This is a genomic window from Spirosoma pulveris (assembly GCF_054781875.1).
In genome coordinates, this window is the sequence record NZ_BAAGTO010000002.1 from 460357 (window position 1) to 480567 (window position 20211).

The window sequence follows — 20211 nt, forward strand, 5'->3', positions numbered from 1 at the left end:
GGGACAGGCGAAAGCAATACATCATATATCCTACATCCTACATCCTATATCATACATCAAATCAGAATCCTACGTTAAGGCCGAACAGGATGGTTTTGGCCGACGGATAGCTGGCGTAATCGAAACCCTGGCTGCGGCTGTCCTGCCCGAACCGGTTCACCTCCGGATCGTAGCCCGAGTAGTTAGTCCAAGTCAGGTAATTCTGCGCCGTCACATACACCCGCAGCGACTGGATTTTCAGCGTTTTGAGTGCCGACGAAGGCAGGTTATAGGCCAGTTGAATATTCTTCAGCCGGAGGTACGACCCATCCTCGATCTGCCGGGTCGACACGCGGTTGGCCGGACGGGTGGTTGAGGCCCGCGGGATGTCGGTATTGGTGTTAGTGGGTGTCCAGCGGTTCAGCATGTCGCGATCCTGATTGGTCGTGGCATTGAGGTATTCAAGCTCGTAGCGATTGGCATTCAGAATGTTATTCCCGTAAACGCCCTGAAAGAAAGCCGTCAGCTCGACGCCTTTGTACGAGAAGGTATTGCTCAGCCCGCCCAGAAACTTCGGTTGTGCCCGACCAATAATTGTACGGTCGTTATCGTCAATTTTCTTGTCGCCATTGATGTCGAGGTATCGCCGGTCGCCGGGTTTGCGGGCCTGCGGGTCGGTCAGGGCGGCCAGTTCGTCGGTGGTCTGGTAAAGGCCATTCGTGACATAGCCGAAGAAAGATCCCAGCGGCTCCCCTACCCGGATAATCCCCGAGTTCAGCCCCTGCCCAATGTTGGCCACGCTACCGGCAAAAATCTGCGGAGCCCCGCCAATGTCGAGTACCTTGTTGCGATTGAGAGCAAAGTTCAGATCGGTACTCCACTTGAAAGCCCCATCCAGATTGCGTGAGGAAATGCTGAGCTCGAACCCTTTGTTCTCCACTTTGCCAAGGTTTTTGAAGGCGCTGGAGAAGCCGGATGTGCTCGGCACAGTCACATTGAGCAATAGATCTTTGGTTCGTTTCAGGTACAGATCGGCCGTCAGGGTGATGCGGTTATTGAGCAACCCGACGTCGACACCCATATCGGCCTGGGTCGTCGTTTCCCACGACAGGTCGGGGTTGGCAATCTGATTGGGTCCTAACCCCGTTGACACGGTATTGCCGAAAACGTAGTTCTGTGTGCCCAGCAGCGAGTAGGCCGGGTAGTTGCCTACTCCATCCTGGTTACCCGTTGAGCCGTACGTAACCCGGAATTTAAGGTCATTGATCACCCGGTTGTTCTTCAGAAACGCTTCCTCCGAAACCCGCCAGGCCAAAGCCGCCGAGGGGAAATAACCGTACTGTTTGTTGGCCCCGAAGCGCGACGAACCGTCGCTCCGGAACGAGGCCGTGAGCAGGTATTTATCTTTATAACCGTAGTTGATCCGGGCCAGGTAAGACTGTAGGCCCCAGGTGCCAATGCCTGATGAAGGTGTGAGCGGCACCGAACCGGAACCCAGGTTGCTCGAGCCCAGGTTGTCATTGACGAAGTTACGGGCCTGAGCCTGGCTGTTTTCCGAGCGGTTGGCCTGTTGGGTGTAGCCGAGCAGGGCGGTTACGTTATGAACCGTATTGAACGTACGCGTGTAGGTCAGCAGGTTTTCGTTGAGCCAGGTTACCGACTGCCCGTTGAAGATCGAAGCCGCTCCCCCCTGCGCCAGTCCGCTGGATACCGAGCGGGGCAGGTACGAATCCTGCTTCTGCAAAACCCCGTCAATACCCAGCAGCACTCGCAGGCTTAGCCCGTCGAGAATCTGGTAATCACCGAATACATTGCCGAAAATTCGGTAAGCCGTGTTCCGGTTTTTATTGTCTCGGGCCAGCGCCACCGGGTTATCGGCCGTGAAGGCCAGCGCCGGGCTGGTGAGCAGGTACGAGCCATCGGGATTGGTGACGGGCAGGATAGGCGGAAACTGCAGAGCCGCAATGGTTACCAGACCCGCGCTGCCTAAATCCCCATCCGTACGCGCCTGATTGGTGACCGTCCGGTTGACCGTCAGGCTGTTGCCGATCTTTATTTTGTTGGTTAGCTTCCGGTCCAGATTGATGCGGAAAGAATACCGGTCAAAGTCGGAGTTGACGATGATACCGCCCTGTTTAAAATACCCACCGGCAATGGCGTACTGCGTTTTCTCGTCGCCACCGCTCATCGACAGCTGGTAATTGGCAATGGGTGCCTGCCGGAAAATCTCGTCCTGCCAGTCGGTTCCTTCACCAAAGGCATTGACCTGTTCCTGGGTATACACCGCCGGACGACCTTCGTTGGTGTTGGCGTCGTTCACCAGTTGGGCATACTCCCGGCCGTTCAGAACGGGGTACTTCCGGCGAACGGTCTGTATGCCATAATAGGTATCCAGGTTGATGGTCGATTTACCGGCCTTCCCGCGTTTGGTGGTGATAATAACAACGCCATTCGACCCCCGCGAACCATAAATAGCCGTCGACGAGGCATCTTTAAGAACCGAGATCGACTCGATGTCGCTGGGGTTAAGCGTACTCAGCACGTTGAAACTCGACCCGCTGCTGGCCCCGTCGTTTTTGAAGGGGATTCCGTCGATGACGTACAGTGGTTCGTTATCGCCCTGGATGGAGTTGCCGCCCCGAATCCGGATGCTTGTCGTGCCACCCGGTGCGCCCGAGTTCTGGGTGATCTGCACCCCGGCGGCCCGGCCCTGTAAGGCCTGATCGAGGGAGGTGACGGCCACCTTCCGAATCTCCTCGACGGGTACGGTCGATACCGCGCCCGTCAGATCGCTTTTCTTTACCTGACCATACCCCACCACCACCACTTCGTTGAGCGCTTTGGTATCCGGCAGCAGTTGAACGTCAATGATCGTCTGGTTCCGGACGGCCCGCTCCTGACTGACGTAACCGACAAAGCTGAACACCAGCGTAACAGCCGACGCATCGGTTGGGATGCTCAGTTGGTAACGCCCCTGCGCATCGGTCGTTGTCCCCCGCGATGACCCTTTCACCACGACACTCACGCCCGGCAGCTCTTCACCCGTTTCGCCCGTAACCCGCCCGGTTATTCGAACGTCGGTTTGCGCCATGTCCATCGGCTGTACCGTTGCCAGATTGGTCAGACCGGCCAACGACACAGGACCTGCTCCGGCGGTCGTCATGGGTATGGGCGCGGGCAAGTTGATCACTGCGCGGCTGTTGTTTCTGGGCGGCAGAATCAGGTACGCCCCCGACCGCAGCTTCTTGAACCGCAGGCCATACGGTTTCAGGAGCAGATCGAGGTTTGTTTCCAGCCGGGCGTTGAAGTTGAGCGGTTCAAGGGGGCTCAGGTGCCGCGAAATGACCGACTCTTCAAACAGAATATCAACGCCGTAATGCTCTTTCAACTGCAGCAGCGTTTGTTTAAGCGGCTGGCCAGCCCCAATACCGGCCGTGCCCTTGCCGGGTTGTTTGGTATCCGTATGCTGCGGAGGACGGGCAAACGCCAGGGTTTGGGCTACGGTATGCCCATACCCCACACTGATCAACCAGCCGGTTGTCAGCAATAACGGTAGCGATTTTTTCATTGATTGAGCTGGGTTTCAGAAGGAGTAGAAAAAACAATATGCTGATCGCGATGGCTGACACGCAGGTTGAGCAGTTCGGCCAGGGCATCGGCCAGTTCGTCCGATGAACCGGCACGGATGGTACCCGTTAGCGTTCGGCGGGCGAGTGCGGGGTCGGAAAGCTGCACCGTTACGCCAAATACGGTCTGCATTTGGGAGGCCACCTCCCGCAAAGAGGTATCGTTGAAACTGAACAGGCGGTAGCGCCAGTGGGCAAACCGGGTAGTGTCGGCGTGGGTCTGCAACTGCAACGCCCCTTTGCCATCGAGCGTAACCCGATCGCCGGGCTTCATGAGCAGATTTCGGGGAGGTTGGTTAGCGGTAACGTAGTGAAGATTAACCTTACCCCGTTTCAGGACAACCTCGGCGCGGGCGGCCCGGCTCCGTACAGAGAATTCTGTACCGAGTACTTCCACTGCCAGCCCATTAGCGGCCTGCACGACAAAGGGCTGGTTGTTGGCCAGGTGTCGGACCGCAAAGACCGCATCGCCCGTTAGCCTAACATGACGAGAGAGCCAGCCATAGCCAATACGCGGCACACGCAGCGATGAACTGCTGTTGAGGGCAACGGTTGAGCCGTCGGGCAGATCTACCGAACGGAGCTGGCGCGCCCCCGTCGTGATGGTCGTGTATAAAACAAACTCTTTGGCGAACCAGCCGCCAGCCAGCAGCAGCAATGAAACCGAAGCGGCAGCCAGCCAGCTTCCCCGTTGCCAGAGGGGGCGTGACACAGCCGCCCGTTGACGAACCAGTGGGACTTGGTCGTAAACGGGCGTATCGAGTCGCTGGCGGAACTGGTTGAGGTGGCCCGGTACATCGGGCATATACTGCGGAAAACTGCGTTCCCATTCGTCGAGCCACTGGAAATAGATTTCCCGGCTTCCGGCATCGGTCAGCCATTCGCCAATAACTTTCTGCTGGACAGACGTAGCCTGCCCGGCAAAGTAGGTAAATAACAGTTCTTTAGTTGGTTTCATGATGAGATCGTCTATCGTTGAGCGTTAGGGTAAAATCGTCAGCAGAAACAGTCCCCAGCTAATCAGCTTCTGTTGCCGGAGAAATTGCCGAACGGTGGTGATAGCCCGCAGCAGATGATTCTCAACGGTTTTGGGCGACAGGCTCATCTCGGCGGCAATCTCTTTGTAGGATTTTCCTTCAAATCGACTCAGCAGAAAAACCCGTTGCCGTTGGGGCGATAGCTGCTGAACAGCCTGCTCCAGCGCCCGGTACAGTTCATCCTGCTGCAACAGCCGGTCGGGTTGGGTAGCGTCGAGGTCGGCGGGGTCCAGGTCGTCGGGTAGTGTCTCCTGCCGGTTCAACTCCCAGCGCAGGCAATTATAGGCCCTGTTTCGCACGGCCTGATAGAGATACGCCCGGTACGATCCTCTAACCTGCTTGTACAGCTCTTTTTGATAGAAGGTATAGAAGAGGTCGGCGACTACGTCTTCGGCGGCTTGCCGGTCATACATGAAGCGAATGGCATGGCTGCAAAGGGGCGCAAAATATTGCCGGAAGAGCAATTCACAACCCAGCTTCGGGTCGTTGGCAAAGGCGTTGCGAATGAACAACTCACGATCAGCTGGCACGGAGGGCGCGGCTTCGGTATGACCCGGCAGTAAAGGCGATGACCCGGACGGTGCCGGGTCCGGTAACTGCCGGAATGGAAACGCGTTAGCTGCCATTAAATCGAAGGGTCTAGTAGACAGAAGACAAGCTCGCGTCAAAAATCCCCCAATCGATTGTTATTTTTTATTCACAAAATGCAAAACCTAGGCTTGTCTCCGGCAGCAGGATACTATTTGGTACAATACCGCTGGCCGATTGCAACTTCAGTAGATGTACAGATTCTGCGGAATTTCGGGGGCGCTCAGGTGCTGCCGGACCCAGTGCAGAAAAGCTTTGCGGTTAGCGTCGTTTAGTGTCCGAAGCTGAACGGCTCCGTACAGCTTGTGAGCACCCATGTCGGCTTTGGCATAGATGTCGCAGTTGGACACCAGGGGACACTCGCTGATTACCTGCCTGATGGTAGCCGGGTAAACGTTGACTCCGGCAATCGACACACTGTCGTCCAGGCGGCCAAGCACGCGAATCTCGGTGGCTGATACCCGCTCCAATCGGTCGGGCAGGGCGAAGGTGGCACCCGTATCGGTCCGGCACACGTCTACGGCTGGTTCTCCGGCCAACAGCGTTACATAGGGAAACAATGTAAACGGCTCGTCGGGGCGATGCCGGTACGCAAGTCCTCCGGTTTCGGATGAGCCGTAGATCTCTGTCATGGACACCCCGGCCCGGATCAGTTGGTCAAACAAACCCGGCGGCATGGGTGCGGCTGATGAAACGCCCCGGCACGGCAGCGACTTCCCGACCAGAAGAGACTGGTACGCAAACTCCCAGGTAAAAGGTGTGCATACCAGCAGCGAGTTGGCCGTAATGTCCGTTGCCGTAACATCTGCCAGCAGGCCCAAAGGCACATGCCAGAGCGCCGGAAGCAGCACCGTGTAGATAAACCCGTAAATATGATTGGCCGGCACCAGACTGATCACTCTGTCCGGACGAGGTAGCAACTCCGTCAGAAAGCGGGCTTCAAACAGCAGGGACGCCATCGAATGCCGAACGGCCCGGGCAGCTCCACTAGTGCCGGAAGTACGGAAAATCAGGTACTCATCCGTTTGCGAGCGGGCTCGCAGAATACAGTCTACCCAATGGTCGAGGGTAGTTCCGGCCAGCAGGTAGTTTTCAACGGAGGTGTCGAAAATACCAAAAAACTCGTTGAGATGAGCAGCCAGTTCCATCCGGCTTATGGAGTCGAGACCCACATCCCGATACAGGTCCAGCTCCATCGAAACGGCCGTTGGCAATCCGGCATGCGGGTTTTGGAGAATCCGCCCTGCCATGTCGAGAATGATTCGCCGGACGTTAGCGGATGTCCAGATCATAGGTATAAGAGCCAGAAACGGTATATAATGCGTTACTTACGATCAACCAGAAAATACTGATACCGGCTCTCCGGCGACTTGAGCAGCCGTAGGCGGACTTTGGTGGGCTCACTCACGTAGGTGAGAATATAGTCCAGTTCTTCATCAAGCGTTGGCAGTCCGTATTTGGCAGCTACCATCTGGTTGTTGGCACAGGGAGCAATCTGGGTGAAGTAATACTTACCCACCGCATATTCCTTCGAAATGCCGGTGATATGGGATTCTGACTTGCAGTAAGCAACGACGACTCCTTCGCGGTTCATCCGAACCACGCCAAAGGGAGCGTCTTCAAGCTGCTCATTCGTTTGCTCTTCCAGCCAATCAAGTAAATTTGAATCCGAAAACTGTAACGCTTGGCTCATAGGTTAGGTATGGAAAAAGTAAGATCCGGTTAGTTTTCAGTTGACGGAATAGGCAGATAGACGCTGAAAGTGGCCCCTTTGCCGGGTCGGCTGGTAGCCGTTAAGGCACCCTGATGGTTTTGAACGACCTTCTGGCAGATGGCAAGACCGATACCGGTACCTTCATAGGCAGTTCTGCCGTGCAACCGTTGAAAAACCTCAAAAATCCGATCCAGGTATCGTTCATCAAATCCAATTCCATTATCGGTTACGTTGATCCGGTAATAGTGTGAGGTTCTACCAGCTTCTGAACTGATGACCGTTGTCAGCACGGCAGCTTCGGGCATGTCTACTGATCTGACCTTCTTGCAGGTAACCCGCACGCGTGGGGCAACACCGGGGAGCCGGTACTTGACGGCATTTGACAGCAGATTCTGGAAAAGTTGACGCAGTTGCCCTTTGTCACCATGTACTACCGATAACTCATCCAGTTCAATAGTTGCATTCGATTCCTGTATCGGTATAGCCAGATCATCAAGGATCTTGGTCAGCAATTCGGTTAAGGATACCGGGTTGACCTCAACCAGTTGAGTAGACAACCGCGAGTAGGTAAGCAGATGCCGGATCAGTTCAGACATTCGCTGAGCCGATCCCTGCATTCGATTAATTATATCCAGCCCAAACTCATTCAGCACAGGGCCGCAGGTACTAATCAGCACATCGCCAAACGACTGAATTTTTCGCAGCGGCTCCTGTAAATCATGACTGGCCACGTAGGCAAACTTCTGAAGGTTCTCATTGCTCCGGCGTAACTCCTGGTTCGTTAATTCCAGAACCTGCTGCTGCCGTTTGAGGTTCGTAACATCCAGGAATGTAAATAAAATCTGATCACCATGACGAATCAGAGACGACTGGAACCACCCCCGAATACCGTCATTAAAATAAGGCAACAGCCACTCTTTCGACTGGCCGGTTTCGGCCACTTCTACCAATGTAAGGAAGAACTCCTGACCCGATTTACTGGGAAAGAGTTCCTTCATACGCTTACCTATCATCTCCTTATCCGAGCGGCCCGTAAGCTGTCTTTGTGTCTCATTAACCAATACCAGGGTAAAATCGACGATTTCCCCCGGTTGGCCATCCGCTGTACGCTCCCGCACCGGTTCATATAGAACAATCCCTGTCGGTTGAGCGTCAATAACCAGTTTCATCAGCTCGGCCTGCTGCCGTTGCACCAACTGCGCCTGATGAGCTTCGGTCACATCCATGTACGTCATCAGCACCTTATCCGTCGACCGGCCATCGCCTATACGTATAAACTGCGCATCGAACCAGCCGTCATTGGTTTCTCGGTAATACGTGAAAACCATGCGCTGTGTACGGCCGGTTTCGAGGGTTTCCCGGAGTGCAAACTCCAGCTCAGTTCCCCGAAAACGCGGAAACAACGTTAGTAAATTCTGCCCGATCAGGGTTTCGGCCGGATGTCCCGTTACGTAGGTGTTCATGAGGTTCGTCAGGCAGTATCGAAAATCGATCACCTTACGCTCAGGCGTATCATCCCGAACGGCCTCCCAAAGTACCAAACCCGCCGGGGTGTTATCGCTGATGGACTTCAGTACCTGTGCCTGGTCCTTGAGTTGTCGTTCAGCCTGTTTCTGGCCGGATTTATCCTGAATAGTCAGGACGATACCATCCTCGCGTTTCACGGCCGATACATCGTACCAACCGTTACCCCCTCCGTAATCAAACTCAGTTTCTGTACGAAACGGCTGGCCGGTAAGAACGACTTCGGTATACTGGTCGAGCAGTTTGTAGCATAGGGGAAATAGTTCGAGCATCGTATGCCCAAGCAGTTGATTGTCCGAACGCCCGGTACGCCTGCGGTGAGCATCGTTTTGCATAACGTACCGAAAATCAACAATTCGGCCGGTTGTATCCCGTACAGACTCCAGGGCAATAATTGAATTTTGAGAACCGTTGAGCACGGAGTTAAGCAGCTCTACCTGACGATGATGCCCCAGCTGTGCACGTTTCATCTCGGTAACTTCGGTCATCGCCATAATTAGCTGTTCCCCCTGGGGAGCCATCGACACCCGAAACCAGCCAGCCTTTTTACCAAGGGCAAACGGCAGTTCAAACTCCTGAACAATGCCCCCTTCAATACCCGTAATACAGCGGCTGAGCAAGCCCGAAGCGTTGGCATCTACGAAAACATCCGTCAACTTCTTCCCAACGACCGCCAGCGCCGATTGCCCCAGAATATCAGCTACCAAGGAGTTGATCAGGCTGATCTGAAAGCTGGGCGGACGGTTAGCCGGATCTTCACCAGAGCGAATAACGTCCAGTACAGCAATACCCACCGGTACACCTTCCAGCACTCGTTTCAACAATTCAGCCTGTTTCCGAACGGTTTCTTCGGGCTTTTTAATGGCTGTAATGTCAATATAGGTAACCATGACACCCGTGGGCAGGGGAACGATTTTCACTTTCCGCCAGGTATCATACTCAGGGTAGTAATTCTCCTTCTCAACGGACTGGCCTGTTTTACAGACTCGCACATACTCATTGAAAAGACCATTGATTTTAGTAGCCGGATAAATTTCCCACAATGTCCTGCCCAGCAGCTCTTCGCGGGTGTAGCCACCCATGCGTACACCCGCTTCGTTGATCATGACAAACTCGAAGTCGGTAACCTCACCCTGCCCGTCGTATAGTGCGTCAAAGACCGTGATACCATTAACCGATACATCAAAGGCTTTTTGCAACAGGCTATTCAGTCGGTCAGGCTCCGCATTGACTTTGGCAGGTGTAATGTCCTGACAGGATACCACCACACTGTTCTCTTCCAGTTTTACGGCTGATATGTCCCACCAGGTAGGCAGCACCCGACCCGGCTGGTTGAATTCAAACTCAAAACGAGCCGGTTGCCCCGTCGAAATCACGTGTTGGTATCGATCGGCAAGCTCCGTTCCCACCCAATATGGATGGATGCGATCAAACGTCTGCCCAATTACCTCTACAGACGAGCAGCCCAGGCTACGCTCGGCAGCTGCGTTTATCATCGTCAACTGCAAGTCTGTTAGCGTTCCGGCGGCATCATGAATGCCTCTGTAGACCAGCACCCCATTCTGCGATGCTTGTAGAACGCTTTGCAACAACGCTGTAGCCGATTGATTTGTGACAGACATACCTTCGTTAACTGGTTAAAAGTTGATTCGAACACCCGTAGACATAGTTATATACCCGGCTGGTTATGGCCTGTACTGGCTCTGCGTTAACCAGAAGTCGATGGCCAGGCGCATCATTTCGCTCACCTGGTGGTAACTTTCGGGCTTTATCAGGTAGGCATTAGCACCCAGGTCATACGCCCTGCGCATATCTTTTGGGTTATCGGAGGTGCTGTAAACGACTAACGGCAGGTAGCAGGTCCGACTGGTAGCCCGCACCTGCTGAATAACTTCAAAGCCATTATGTCCCGGCAACTTCAGGTCAATTAGTACCAAACGGGGCAAAGGCGTGCTTTGCCCCTGATAACTTCCCTGCTGAAGCAAGTAGTCGATCGCTTCACTGCCACTGCTTAAGATCAAAAAACTAGACGGCTCTTCCATCCGGCTGATAAGCCGTCTGAATATGTCAGCTTCGTCGGGGTTATCTTCAACGTAAAGGATATCAGGCATAAAAATCAGGAAATACGTTTGGGAAAAGATACATAGAAAGTTGTAGCCTGGTGAGGCACGCTCTCAAACCAGACTTTGCCCTGATGCCGACTCAGAATACGCTTGACAATAGCCAGGCCTACACCATACCCTTCATAGCTTGCTGCCGAATCGAGCCGCTGAAAAAGTTCAAACACTTTGCCCGCCTGTTTCATGTCAATGCCAATCCCATTATCCGTTACGGCATAAATGACTTCCTGGTTGCTTTGACTACCCCTCACCGATATACGGGCCTCGGGTACGGAGCGCGTGTACTTGATGGCATTGGAAAGCAGATTGCTGAAAACCTGATTCACCATGGTCTGATCTCCCTCCAGATCAGGGGTTTCTTGGATCTGGAAAACAATAGCGCGGGTCGTTTCACTCGCCAGCAACTCGTCTCGCAGTTGCAGCAGCATATCTTTCATGGGCAGCAGCCGTCGGGTCAACCCCGAACTTCCCACCTGCGAATACTGCATGATGTTGCGAATGAGCATACTCATTCGGTCGCTGGCTTTCATGATTCGGTCGAAGATAGCCTTGGCGCTATCATCCATCTGATCGCCGTAATCTTCCTTATATATCTCGGTGTATCGCTTAATCGACGAGAGGGGCGAACGCAGGTCGTGAGAAACCGTGTAGCTGAACGCTTCCAGCTCCTCGTTGGCCAGCCGTAGCTGTTCGTTTAGCGCGCGAATCTGATTGGCCTTCCCGGCCACAATCTGCAAAAGATCTTCGCGGAGTTTCAGAGCCAGCGCCACTTCGGTCTGTTGCCAGGATTGGGATTTATTCCGAACGATCTGATTCCATTTATCGAAACTTTTACGCGGACTGAGCCGCATTTCGCCAGAGGTCGTTCGCTCGACCGGTTTATCGGGATTGCCTCCCCACGAAATGTGCTGAATCTGCTCGGGTTTGAACCAGAGCAGATACTCGTTCATCTGCCGCGACAGTACCACCATTAATACCCCGGAGGCTTTAGCACGATAACTTTCGGCCGGTGGGTACAGGTTCGGGAGCTGGTTCGTCTGAAACACACTTTCGGGCGTTGTATTCTTGAGCCAGTCGATCAGGGTCAGGATTTCGTTCGGCTGCGGAGTATCGCCCAGCAGGTGCAGCTCCTCCTCAAAAAGCAGAGCGGCCCCGGTTGCTTCATTCAGATCCAGGGCCGTAATAGGGTGTTTGGTTAGCCCCTGTACAACATCCCAATCGGCTATCATCTGCTGGTAAAGGGCCTGCTCATTGTCGTGTAAGCGGTTCGAAATTTCAGTTTCCTCGTCATCTTTCCGTATTTCCAGAACAGTCGACAACAGTTGGCTCACCAATTTTATGGACTGCCGGGCGGGGTAGTCAATAAACCGGGGACCGCTATAATGGTGGCAGGCAATCAGGCCCCACAGCTCGGAACGGTAAAGTAAAGAAATGCTCATACTCGCCCGAACGCCCATATTCGACAGATACTCTACATGCACCGGCGACACGGACCGCAGCGTGGCATGTGTCAGATCGAGTGGACGGTCGTACTTCGCATAGTTGATGGGCAAAATAGGCACCCGGGGCTCCTTAACATCGGCAATACCCCGAACCAGATTGATTTTATAAAGCTCCCGCGCCTGCCGGGGAATGTCGGAAGCGGGGTAGTGCAGGCCCAGAAATGGCTCCAGATAATCCTCCCGCGCTTCGGCAACAACTTCGCCGTGCCAGTCTTCACCGAAGCGGTAGATCATTACCCGATCGAAACCCGTAATTTGCTTTATCTGCTGCGCCGTTTTCTCCAGCAGTTGTGAGAGGGTTTTACTACGCTGAATGTCGCTCATTGCCTGTGAGAGCAACGAGTGGATGGGTTTCGACAAACTGCCGTGAAGCGCGCCGGTTGGCTCCAGCTCCACAATCAACGCTCCGTCGTGCTGGTGAACAATGGCAAGCCAGTCGCGCCCCCGGAGTTTGACGGGGTAGGGATTAAAGGCTTCCGGCCTACCACTACGCATGGCGATGACCAGTATATCGTGAATCAGACTACCGGCCAGATCGCCCAGTTGAATAGCAGCGATAGACTGGCCAATAAGGCTGGCCACGGGCTGTCCGGCCAGTTCTTCTACATTCTCACTTACCTGCCAGATGGTAAATGCAACCGGATCAACCGCTATTAAAAACCCATTTGACTGAATAAACCCCGGCCATTGAATAGGTTCTTTTTCACAGCTGGTCAGGTCAGCGGTTGCTTGCATAATTGATAGTTCAGGAATTGGACACAGATCGGCATGGTAGTTTTCAGCTATATCATAGGCCAATGACAAACCCCGCTGACTTAGCCAAAGAATCAGTAATTACCTAACCGTTTAATTACAAAATTACTTATATCTCGTTGAAATATTTAGTGTATATACCTGAATTCGTAAACTTTTTGTGATAAACTATAAGTATTTATACCTGTCTTGGTAACAGCGGATAGACCAACTACTCAGAATGTGTAATTAATTATTTGTATTTAATCAGGAATAAGCCACTGGATTTTACTTTTTCGCTTTTGGATGCGCCTGATCGTACGTCTTTTTCAACTGATCCAGACTGGTATGCGTGTAGATCTGAGTAGCGGCCAGACTGCTGTGTCCGAGTAAGTCCTTGATAGCATTCAGATCAGCTCCCCGGTTGAGCAGATGGGTGGCAAAGGTATGCCTCAGGACGTGCGGACTTTTGGTACCGAGCGTTGTGACCAGCGTCAGGTGCCGTTTTACAATACGCTGAATGAGCATCGCGTAAGCAGCAACCCCTTTATCGCTGACAATTAGATGGGTATTATCGGCCTGACCGTGAAATTCTTTTTCTTTGAGAACGATGTATTGCTGGATCAGCTCGAACAACGGCTGGTTTAAAGGCACAATACGGTGTTTGTTGCGCTTCCCAAGTACGATGATCGTCTTCTCGTACAGATTGACGTCGGTGGTTTTCAAGCCGGTCAATTCGCTCAGACGGATACCGGTTCCGTAGAGAAGTTCCAGTACCAATTTATCCCGCAACCCCTCAAACGTGTCCGGAAACTCGATGTCGTCCAGCAGCATTTCCATCGGCTTTTCTTCGACATACTGCGGCAGTCGCTTGCTGGCTTTCAGCGCCTGAATCTTCGACATGGGGTCGAAGTCAATCACTTTACGACGCAGCAGAAATCCGAAGAAGTTACGAAGAGTGGCAATTTTCCGGTTCACGGACGATTTATCCATCCCGTTCTCCACCAGGCTCACGATCCACGACCGAATATGTCGAAAGTCGGCCCGTTCAGGCTGGTCGACGTTGCACTCGGCGAGCAGAAAGGTGCAGAACTGCTCCAGATCATTGGCGTAGGCCGTCAGCGTATGATGGCTCAGCCGTTTTTCGTAGCGAATGTGAGCGAGAAAATCTTGACCGGGATTAGTTTGATTCATTTGATTCCAATGATTTGGCCTATCAAATCTAATCATCTTAAACCGACGAATCTAGTGAATGTTAATGCGCCAGGTGGACCTCAAACGTATTGATCATGATAATCAGTCAAATCAGAAAAATTCCGGTTGAGAATCCCGGTCAGAAAAAAAGCAGCAGACATGACTGTCTGCTGCTCGTATTCGTGTCTTATCTGGCGATTCGGCATCGTTGACTGCGCAATCAACGATTCATCCACGACCAACTTCACACCACCAGCGTAGCTGATGACCGAACGATTCTATTGTTCGGTATGGTTGCCGTACATCCGCTCTTTGTAAGCGGCTTTGATAATTTCTGTGCGACGCTTTACCGACGGTTTTTGGAAAGCCGTCCGCGACCGCAACTGCCGCAACACACCCGTCTTCTCGAATTTCTTCTTGAAGCGTTTCAGGGCCTTGTCAATCGACTCGTTGTCTTTTACGTTAATGATAAGCATGTTCTAATTTTTCTGTTTTAGCTAAAACCGGACGGCAAAGGTAATAGATTTGCATCTATGAAACAAGCCATTATCGACTTAGGTACCAATACATTTCATCTCCTCATCGCCGAAAAAACCGATACGGGCTATACAACGCTGTTCCGCGAAAGTCGGCCTGCCAAAATCGGACAAGCCGGTATCAATCAGGGAATCATTACAGAAGCCGGTATTGAACGGGCGCTGGTCGTACTCACCTATTTCCGACAGGTGCTCGATCAGTATGCCGTAGCGCCCGATCAGGTCATTGCCACGGGTACCAGCGCCATTCGGGTGGCGCGCAATCAGCAGGAATTCATCGACCGGGTCCGGGTCGCAACGGGCATCCCGATTCGGGTAATTTCCGGAGAGCAGGAAGCCGAATACATCTATAAAGGCGTGCGGGCAGCCGGAGCACTAAACGAGACCACTGCACTGGTCATGGACATTGGCGGGGGCAGCGTGGAGTTTATTCTGGGCAACCAAACGCGTATCTTCTGGAAACAGAGTTTCGAGATTGGCGGGCAGCGTCTCCGCGAGCGGTTCATGTCTACTGACCCTATTGGCCCAGGCAGCATCCGGCAGCTTCATAATTATTTCCAGGAACAGTTACTGCCGCTGGCCAATGCCATTCACCAGTACGAGCCCACAGTGCTGGTTGGCTCCTCCGGTTCCTTCGATACGCTGGTCGATATGTGGTTCATGCACGAACAGGGCCACCTGCCCGACCCGCAACAAGCTGCCTTTACCCTGCCCGTCACCGAATTTTATAGGGCTTATGAGCTGCTCATTACCCGAAACCACGAAGAGCGGATGCAGATTCCCGGCATGATCGAACTGCGCGTCGACATGATCGTAGTGGCCGTTTGCCTAATCGACTTTGTCCTGAAAACGCACGGCATTTCGCAGATCCGGACTTCTACTTATTCATTGAAGGAAGGGGTACTGGCGTCGTTGTAACGCCTACCGTCCCGGTCGGGTGTGAAGCAATTTACGTCACACCCGACCGGGACGGTAGGTAATACACTAATCAGTACGCCAGCTTACTTATCCCACCACAACGGTTCTGACAGGGCTACTTCTGTGGGTACATTGATCCCATTTTTGGTCGTTTCGCCGTTCGGGTAGGCTACCCGACGAATGTATGTCGGCAGGGCGGCATTGACCGGAAGTTTGAATCCTTTGTACTGATAATTATACCGGCGGGCATCGTTCCAGGCTTCGGGATTCAGGTAGGTAGCCACGTATTTCTCTTTGAAAATGAGGTCGCGGGTGAGGGCATCGGCACCCACGCCGACCACTGGATTCGCGATGTACGCATCCCGGGCTGCAGTTGCTACACCGAACTTATCCATGTTGGCCCGGATACCGGCCAGGTAAGCGGCATAGGCGCGAGCCTTATCGCCAGTTGCCAGAGCCGCTTCGGCCTCCACGAATTTTATCTCCGCAAACGTCACGATCAACAACGGCGAGGCATCGCCGGTGAGGGGCGAGTTGAGTGAAATATATGACTCATCTTTCGTGGTGTTATTGCCGCCTACGTTGCCCTGCCCGTTTACGGTTCCTTTGTAATCGTTATTGACGGTTTTATCCGTGATCTTCTCGATCCGCGGGTCGAAAACACCGTACGTGGTGCCGTTCAGCTGATTCACCAGTTGCGTCGACAGCCAGCCGTCGAGTACCAAAGCGGCATTGTTGCGCGCTACCTGCGCCCATGGATTCCGCAGTAGAAACGACGACATCTGGGCATCGTCGGCATTTGACGTGTACGATTTCGACGTTGCCTCAAGAACATCAGCGGGCTTATAAGTGCTTGTTTTGGAGACTTTGTTCAGCATCCGCGCCTTAAGCGCGTAGGCTGTTTTTGTCCAGGCGGCCGTGCTCCCTTTGTGAATCAGGTCGTTGGCGGCACTTAGCTTTACCTTCGAATCTGTTTTGGCCAGTTCTGTAATGGCTTCGTTCAGTAGATTCAGGGCTGTGGCATACAGGGTTTCGGCGGTGTCGTATTTTGGCGTCAGGGTCGTTCCGGTGAAGGCATCCGAGAAGGGCGCACTCCCAAACGTATCGGCAATCAGCGTGAGGTGGTACGACAGCATGACATCGGCCACGCCAACGTACTCCGACGCCCCCTGTTCCTGCGCTTTCCGCTTCATGTCGTACAGGTCGGCCATGCCGAAATAAACTGCATCCCACGCTCCGGTATAATCCGTAATCTGGTACGTATCCGTCGACCCGCCAGCGCCCGGACTCGCCAGATACTGCACAAAGTAGGACGTAATGTTGCCGATCCGCTGCGCGTTAAGCGCCGTTTTCTGAGTCGTTGTCGAGAGGAACGCACTCAGTGGCGGATTGTCGATCAGCGTTGGATTCTGATTCAGTTCAAAATAATCTTTGCATCCGCCGAGGCTCCAGATCAGGAGCAGAGCCAGCAACGAACGCATATAATTCGGGTAAAATTTCATAGTAGCTTGAAAAGAAAATGATACTTAAAAACCAACGTTGAGCGTAAACAGGAAGCTTCGTACAGCCGGATAGGTGAAGCCGGTGAAGCCGTCTACGTTGCTGCCGCTATTGGTCGAACTGGTTTCGGGATCGTAGCCCGTGAATTTGGTCCACAGCCACACATTGTTGCCCGTTACGCTCAGGCGGGCACTTTTTACGAACGATTTTTTGAGCAGCGTAGTGGGCAGACTGTACGACAACCCAATCGAACGTAGCCGCACCCAGGAACCGTCTTCGATAAAGTTTTCGGATACGCCCCGGTGTACGTTCCGGTAGAAACCGTTGCCATAGTCGACCCCGTCCGGCCCCTTACCCTGACCCAGCCAAACGGCTTTGGTGTTGGGCTTGCCATCGGCCAGTACACCCTCAAATACCTTTGTATCGTTACGGTCTTCGGTGTACTTGGCAATGCCGAAGGCCGAAAAGTAGTTACTCAACTGGTTGTAGCGATCCTGTCCAACGCGGGCATCGAACAAAGCCGTCAGCGAGAAATCGCCGTACCGCAAGGTGTTGGTGATGCCGCCAATCCATTTGGGCTGCGAGTTACCCAGCAGTTTCTGCGCCGTATTGATAACCGGGAACCCGTTAGCCCCAATCACGACCGGGCGACTCCGGTCGAGTTCGACGGTTTCTTCCGATGGGTTGGCATAATACCGTTTGTAGCTCCGTCCGTACAGGTTTCCGTACGCATAGCCCGGTACCAGTTTCATCGTCACCGTCGAACTGGAGTAGCCGAACTGCGAGGCATAGTTGATTTCAGTAAGCCCCTCGCGGATGCTCAGGATCTTGTTGCGGTTGGCCGAGAAATTGAAATTTACATCCCAGTTGAATTTTCCCGTCCGGATGGGCGTAGCGCGTAAAATCAGTTCAATACCCCGGTTACGCATGGAACCGGAATTGATGGCTGCGTTGACGTAGCCCGTCGACGAGGTCACGTCGACGCGAATAATCTGGTCTTTACTGATGGAGTTGTAATAAGTAAAATCCAGCCCGAAGCGGTTGTTGAGGAAGTTCATCTCCAGCCCCCCTTCAAACGTATCGGTAAACTCCGGACGAAGGTTTGGGTCGCCGAGCAGCGAACCGCGCGTGAAGCCCGTCGTGCCGGAGGGCAGTTGGGTATAGGACGAGTAGCCCGAAACAGTTGAATAGGGCGCGGCATCTTTACCGATCTTGGCGTAAGAGGCCCGCAACTTACCCAGGCTAATGAACTGAGGCAGTTGGAATTGCTGCGAGAACAGATACCCAAGGCTCACCGAGGGGTAAAAGAACGAATTATTGGGAGCCATGAGCGACGATGTAATGTCATTCCGGCCCGTCAGGGTTAGGAACAGGTAATCCTTATAGTCCATGGTCAGCTCCCCGAAAATACCCATCAGACGGTAATCTTCGGCGCTTTGCGTTGGCACGATCGTTTTGGCATTTCGCAGGTCGAAGTAGTTGTAAACGGTTAACTCCGTCCCTTCCGCCCCGAAACCACGAATCCGGCGGTCGTACAGGTCGTGGCCCACGCGTAGCGTCGCGTTAATATCCGAGCCAAACTTGGTGTTGGCGCTGGCCGCAAACGTGGAGGTGATGGCCCGGAAATTGGTGTTATACTGATACACGAATCCAAGGCCATTATCTTCGAAAATTCGTTCGTTGGCAACGCCAGAGGGACCGGGCGCGGTCCGTTTGCGATCTTCGGAATACGTATCCAGACCGGCGCGGTAGTTCAGCGTTAGCCACGACAGAGGGTTGTAGGTGAAGTTCAGCCCACCCACCAGCCGGTTCACATTATCGCGGAGTTTGTTGGTCATGGCTCCGTAAATGGGGTTGCCATTCCCGTACGTTTTGTACGAGCCATCGGCGTTGAGGTAGTCGCGAACATCGTAGCGGGGCGACCAGTAGCTGAGGCTTTCGTTGTAGCGGTCGGCGTTGTACCGGTCGCCCCCCGAATTGATAAAATTCAGGTTGGCGCTGGTGCTGAACTTGTCGCTGAACTTCACATTGGTGTTCAGGCGAACCGACAGCTTGTTGTAGTTGGTAAACGGAATAACCCCGTCCTGGGTCACATGCCCGATGGACGACAGGTAGGTGATCTTGTCATTACCCCCCGAAAAAGACAGGTTATTCTGGAACTGCTTGCCGGTGTAAAAAGCGTCGCGGAAGTGGTTGTACAGCTTTTGCGGGTGCGTTGGGTCGATTTTGATAGCCTCCGCCACGGTTGGTCCCCAGGAAGGAAAGAAGTCCTGCGGGTTGTAGATACCCGAATAGCCAATGGTGTATTTGTCCTGTACTTCGGGGTATTTGTTCACATTCTCGAACCCGTATGTCCCGCTGTAACTGGCCCGCAACGCACCCGCTTTACCGGACTTGGTGGTGATAACAACGACGCCATTTGCACCCCGCAACCCATACAAAGCCGTTGCCGCTCCTCCTTTCAGGATGTTGATGGTTTCCACATCGTCGGGGTTGATATCCGCAGCCCGGTTCGACAAACCCCGAAGCTCCGCCCCCGAATTACTCGTCCCCGTCGAGGTGCTGTTGTCGAAGAGCACACCGTCGACAACGAACAGCGGCTGGTTGTCGCGGGTGGCATCGATGGAGTTGATACCCCGGATCAGAATCCGTGCGCCCTGGCCCGGTGCCCCGCCGGTGCTGGAGATGGTCACCCCGGCCACTTTACCCTGCAGCGCGTTGACCAGATTGGTCTGGCGGTTCTGCACGATCTGTTCGGCATTGACGCTCTGTGCCGCATAGCCCAGCGCCTTTTTGTCGCGGCTGATACCCAAGGCCGTTACGACCACCTCGTTGAGCATTTTATTGTCTGTCTTCAGCGCGACGCTGATGCTGGTGCGGCTCCCTACGGCTACCTCCTGACTCTCGTAGCCAATGTAGCTGAATACCAGGGTTGAGTTTCCGGGCGTGGCCCGGATGGTATATTGACCGTTTTCGTTGGTCAGCGTGCCCACCGTTGTGCCCTTTACCGACACGTTTACCCCCGGCAGCGCGGTGCCCTCTCCATCGGTTGTAACGGTACCACTTATTTCGATCTGCTGCGCCATCACAAGCGACGAACAGAACAACAGGATCAGTACTAAACACATTCGTACCAGTTTTTCCATAGTTGAGTAAGCATTAAAAGAGCGTTAAAAAACACAAAAGACAAAGTTATCATTTACTTAAAATTTTGCAAAGACTATCATTAAGCAAATTTTAT

The 20211-nt window shown here is 53.4% G+C and carries 13 protein-coding genes; 1 reads left to right on the forward strand and 12 read right to left on the reverse strand.

Annotated elements, in window-relative coordinates; genetic code table 11:
• Nucleotides 1–61 precede the first annotated feature (61 nt).
• The 10 genes from ACYVJM_RS10155 to rpsU form a co-directional block, all read right to left on the reverse strand.
• On the reverse strand, nt 62–3547 hold the full coding sequence (locus ACYVJM_RS10155; protein ID WP_461148112.1) for a SusC/RagA family TonB-linked outer membrane protein: 3486 nt from the start codon (nt 3545–3547) through the stop codon (nt 62–64).
• Complete coding sequence (locus ACYVJM_RS10160; RefSeq protein WP_461148113.1) at nt 3544–4563, reverse strand: FecR family protein; 1020 nt, start codon at nt 4561–4563, stop codon at nt 3544–3546. The genes ACYVJM_RS10155 and ACYVJM_RS10160 overlap by 4 nt, the downstream gene beginning before the upstream one ends.
• Before the next feature lie 24 nt (nt 4564–4587).
• Complete coding sequence (locus ACYVJM_RS10165) at nt 4588–5268, reverse strand: RNA polymerase sigma-70 factor (protein WP_461148114.1); 681 nt, start codon at nt 5266–5268, stop codon at nt 4588–4590.
• Nucleotides 5269–5415: 147 nt separating this feature from the next.
• Nucleotides 5416–6522 carry an AMP-binding protein gene (locus ACYVJM_RS10170; protein ID WP_461148115.1) on the reverse strand — a complete coding sequence of 369 codons (1107 nt, stop codon included), beginning with the start codon at nt 6520–6522 and terminating at the stop codon, nt 5416–5418.
• 32 nt (nt 6523–6554) lie between these two features.
• Nucleotides 6555–6923, reverse strand: coding sequence for a photoactive yellow protein (locus tag ACYVJM_RS10175; RefSeq protein WP_461148116.1), 369 nt, complete (start codon nt 6921–6923; stop codon nt 6555–6557).
• A 29-nt stretch (nt 6924–6952) separates the two neighbouring features.
• Nucleotides 6953–10090, reverse strand: coding sequence for a PAS domain-containing sensor histidine kinase (locus ACYVJM_RS10180; protein ID WP_461148117.1), 3138 nt, complete (start codon nt 10088–10090; stop codon nt 6953–6955).
• A 63-nt stretch (nt 10091–10153) separates the two neighbouring features.
• Nucleotides 10154–10579 carry a response regulator gene (locus ACYVJM_RS10185; protein WP_461148118.1) on the reverse strand — a complete coding sequence of 142 codons (426 nt, stop codon included), beginning with the start codon at nt 10577–10579 and terminating at the stop codon, nt 10154–10156.
• A 5-nt stretch (nt 10580–10584) separates the two neighbouring features.
• Nucleotides 10585–12825, reverse strand: a complete 2241-nt coding sequence (locus tag ACYVJM_RS10190; protein ID WP_461148119.1) for an ATP-binding protein — start codon at nt 12823–12825, stop codon at nt 10585–10587.
• A 285-nt stretch (nt 12826–13110) separates the two neighbouring features.
• Nucleotides 13111–14016, reverse strand: a complete 906-nt coding sequence (locus tag ACYVJM_RS10195; RefSeq protein WP_461148120.1) for a tyrosine-type recombinase/integrase — start codon at nt 14014–14016, stop codon at nt 13111–13113.
• Between the two features lie 278 nt (nt 14017–14294).
• Complete coding sequence (gene rpsU / locus ACYVJM_RS10200; RefSeq protein ID WP_012924721.1) at nt 14295–14492, reverse strand: 30S ribosomal protein S21; 198 nt, start codon at nt 14490–14492, stop codon at nt 14295–14297.
• A gap of 57 nt (nt 14493–14549) precedes the next feature.
• On the opposite strand from rpsU, the gene ACYVJM_RS10205 reads away from it, so the two are divergent.
• Nucleotides 14550–15470: a Ppx/GppA phosphatase family protein gene (locus ACYVJM_RS10205; RefSeq protein ID WP_461148121.1), complete on the forward strand. Its 921-nt coding sequence runs from the start codon at nt 14550–14552 to the stop codon at nt 15468–15470.
• 83 nt (nt 15471–15553) lie between these two features.
• Here the strand turns inward: ACYVJM_RS10205 and ACYVJM_RS10210 are convergent, their stop codons facing one another.
• Both ACYVJM_RS10210 and ACYVJM_RS10215 read right to left on the reverse strand, forming a co-directional pair.
• Nucleotides 15554–16972, reverse strand: a complete 1419-nt coding sequence (locus ACYVJM_RS10210; RefSeq protein WP_461148122.1) for a SusD/RagB family nutrient-binding outer membrane lipoprotein — start codon at nt 16970–16972, stop codon at nt 15554–15556.
• Between the two features lie 24 nt (nt 16973–16996).
• The gene (locus tag ACYVJM_RS10215) at nt 16997–20116 is read right to left on the reverse strand and encodes a SusC/RagA family TonB-linked outer membrane protein (RefSeq protein WP_461148123.1); all 3120 of its coding nucleotides are present in this window, start codon (nt 20114–20116) and stop codon (nt 16997–16999) included.
• Nucleotides 20117–20211 lie beyond the last annotated feature (95 nt).

What these genes read in the sequence shown, in the direction of transcription:
- ACYVJM_RS10195 (WP_461148120.1), bottom strand. Translation starts at nt 14,016, where the DNA reads ATGAATCAAACTAATCCCGGTCAAGATTTTCTCGCTCACATTCGCTAC.
- ACYVJM_RS10185 (WP_461148118.1), bottom strand. Translation starts at nt 10,579, where the DNA reads ATGCCTGATATCCTTTACGTTGAAGATAACCCCGACGAAGCTGACATA.
- ACYVJM_RS10205 (WP_461148121.1), top strand. Translation starts at nt 14,550, where the DNA reads ATGAAACAAGCCATTATCGACTTAGGTACCAATACATTTCATCTCCTC.
- ACYVJM_RS10160 (WP_461148113.1), bottom strand. Translation starts at nt 4,563, where the DNA reads ATGAAACCAACTAAAGAACTGTTATTTACCTACTTTGCCGGGCAGGCT.
- ACYVJM_RS10180 (WP_461148117.1), bottom strand. Translation starts at nt 10,090, where the DNA reads ATGTCTGTCACAAATCAATCGGCTACAGCGTTGTTGCAAAGCGTTCTA.
- ACYVJM_RS10170 (WP_461148115.1), bottom strand. Translation starts at nt 6,522, where the DNA reads ATGATCTGGACATCCGCTAACGTCCGGCGAATCATTCTCGACATGGCA.
- ACYVJM_RS10215 (WP_461148123.1), bottom strand. Translation starts at nt 20,116, where the DNA reads ATGGAAAAACTGGTACGAATGTGTTTAGTACTGATCCTGTTGTTCTGT.
- ACYVJM_RS10155 (WP_461148112.1), bottom strand. Translation starts at nt 3,547, where the DNA reads ATGAAAAAATCGCTACCGTTATTGCTGACAACCGGCTGGTTGATCAGT.
- rpsU (WP_012924721.1), bottom strand. Translation starts at nt 14,492, where the DNA reads ATGCTTATCATTAACGTAAAAGACAACGAGTCGATTGACAAGGCCCTG.
- ACYVJM_RS10165 (WP_461148114.1), bottom strand. Translation starts at nt 5,268, where the DNA reads ATGGCAGCTAACGCGTTTCCATTCCGGCAGTTACCGGACCCGGCACCG.
- ACYVJM_RS10210 (WP_461148122.1), bottom strand. Translation starts at nt 16,972, where the DNA reads ATGAAATTTTACCCGAATTATATGCGTTCGTTGCTGGCTCTGCTCCTG.
- ACYVJM_RS10175 (WP_461148116.1), bottom strand. Translation starts at nt 6,923, where the DNA reads ATGAGCCAAGCGTTACAGTTTTCGGATTCAAATTTACTTGATTGGCTG.
- ACYVJM_RS10190 (WP_461148119.1), bottom strand. Translation starts at nt 12,825, where the DNA reads ATGCAAGCAACCGCTGACCTGACCAGCTGTGAAAAAGAACCTATTCAA.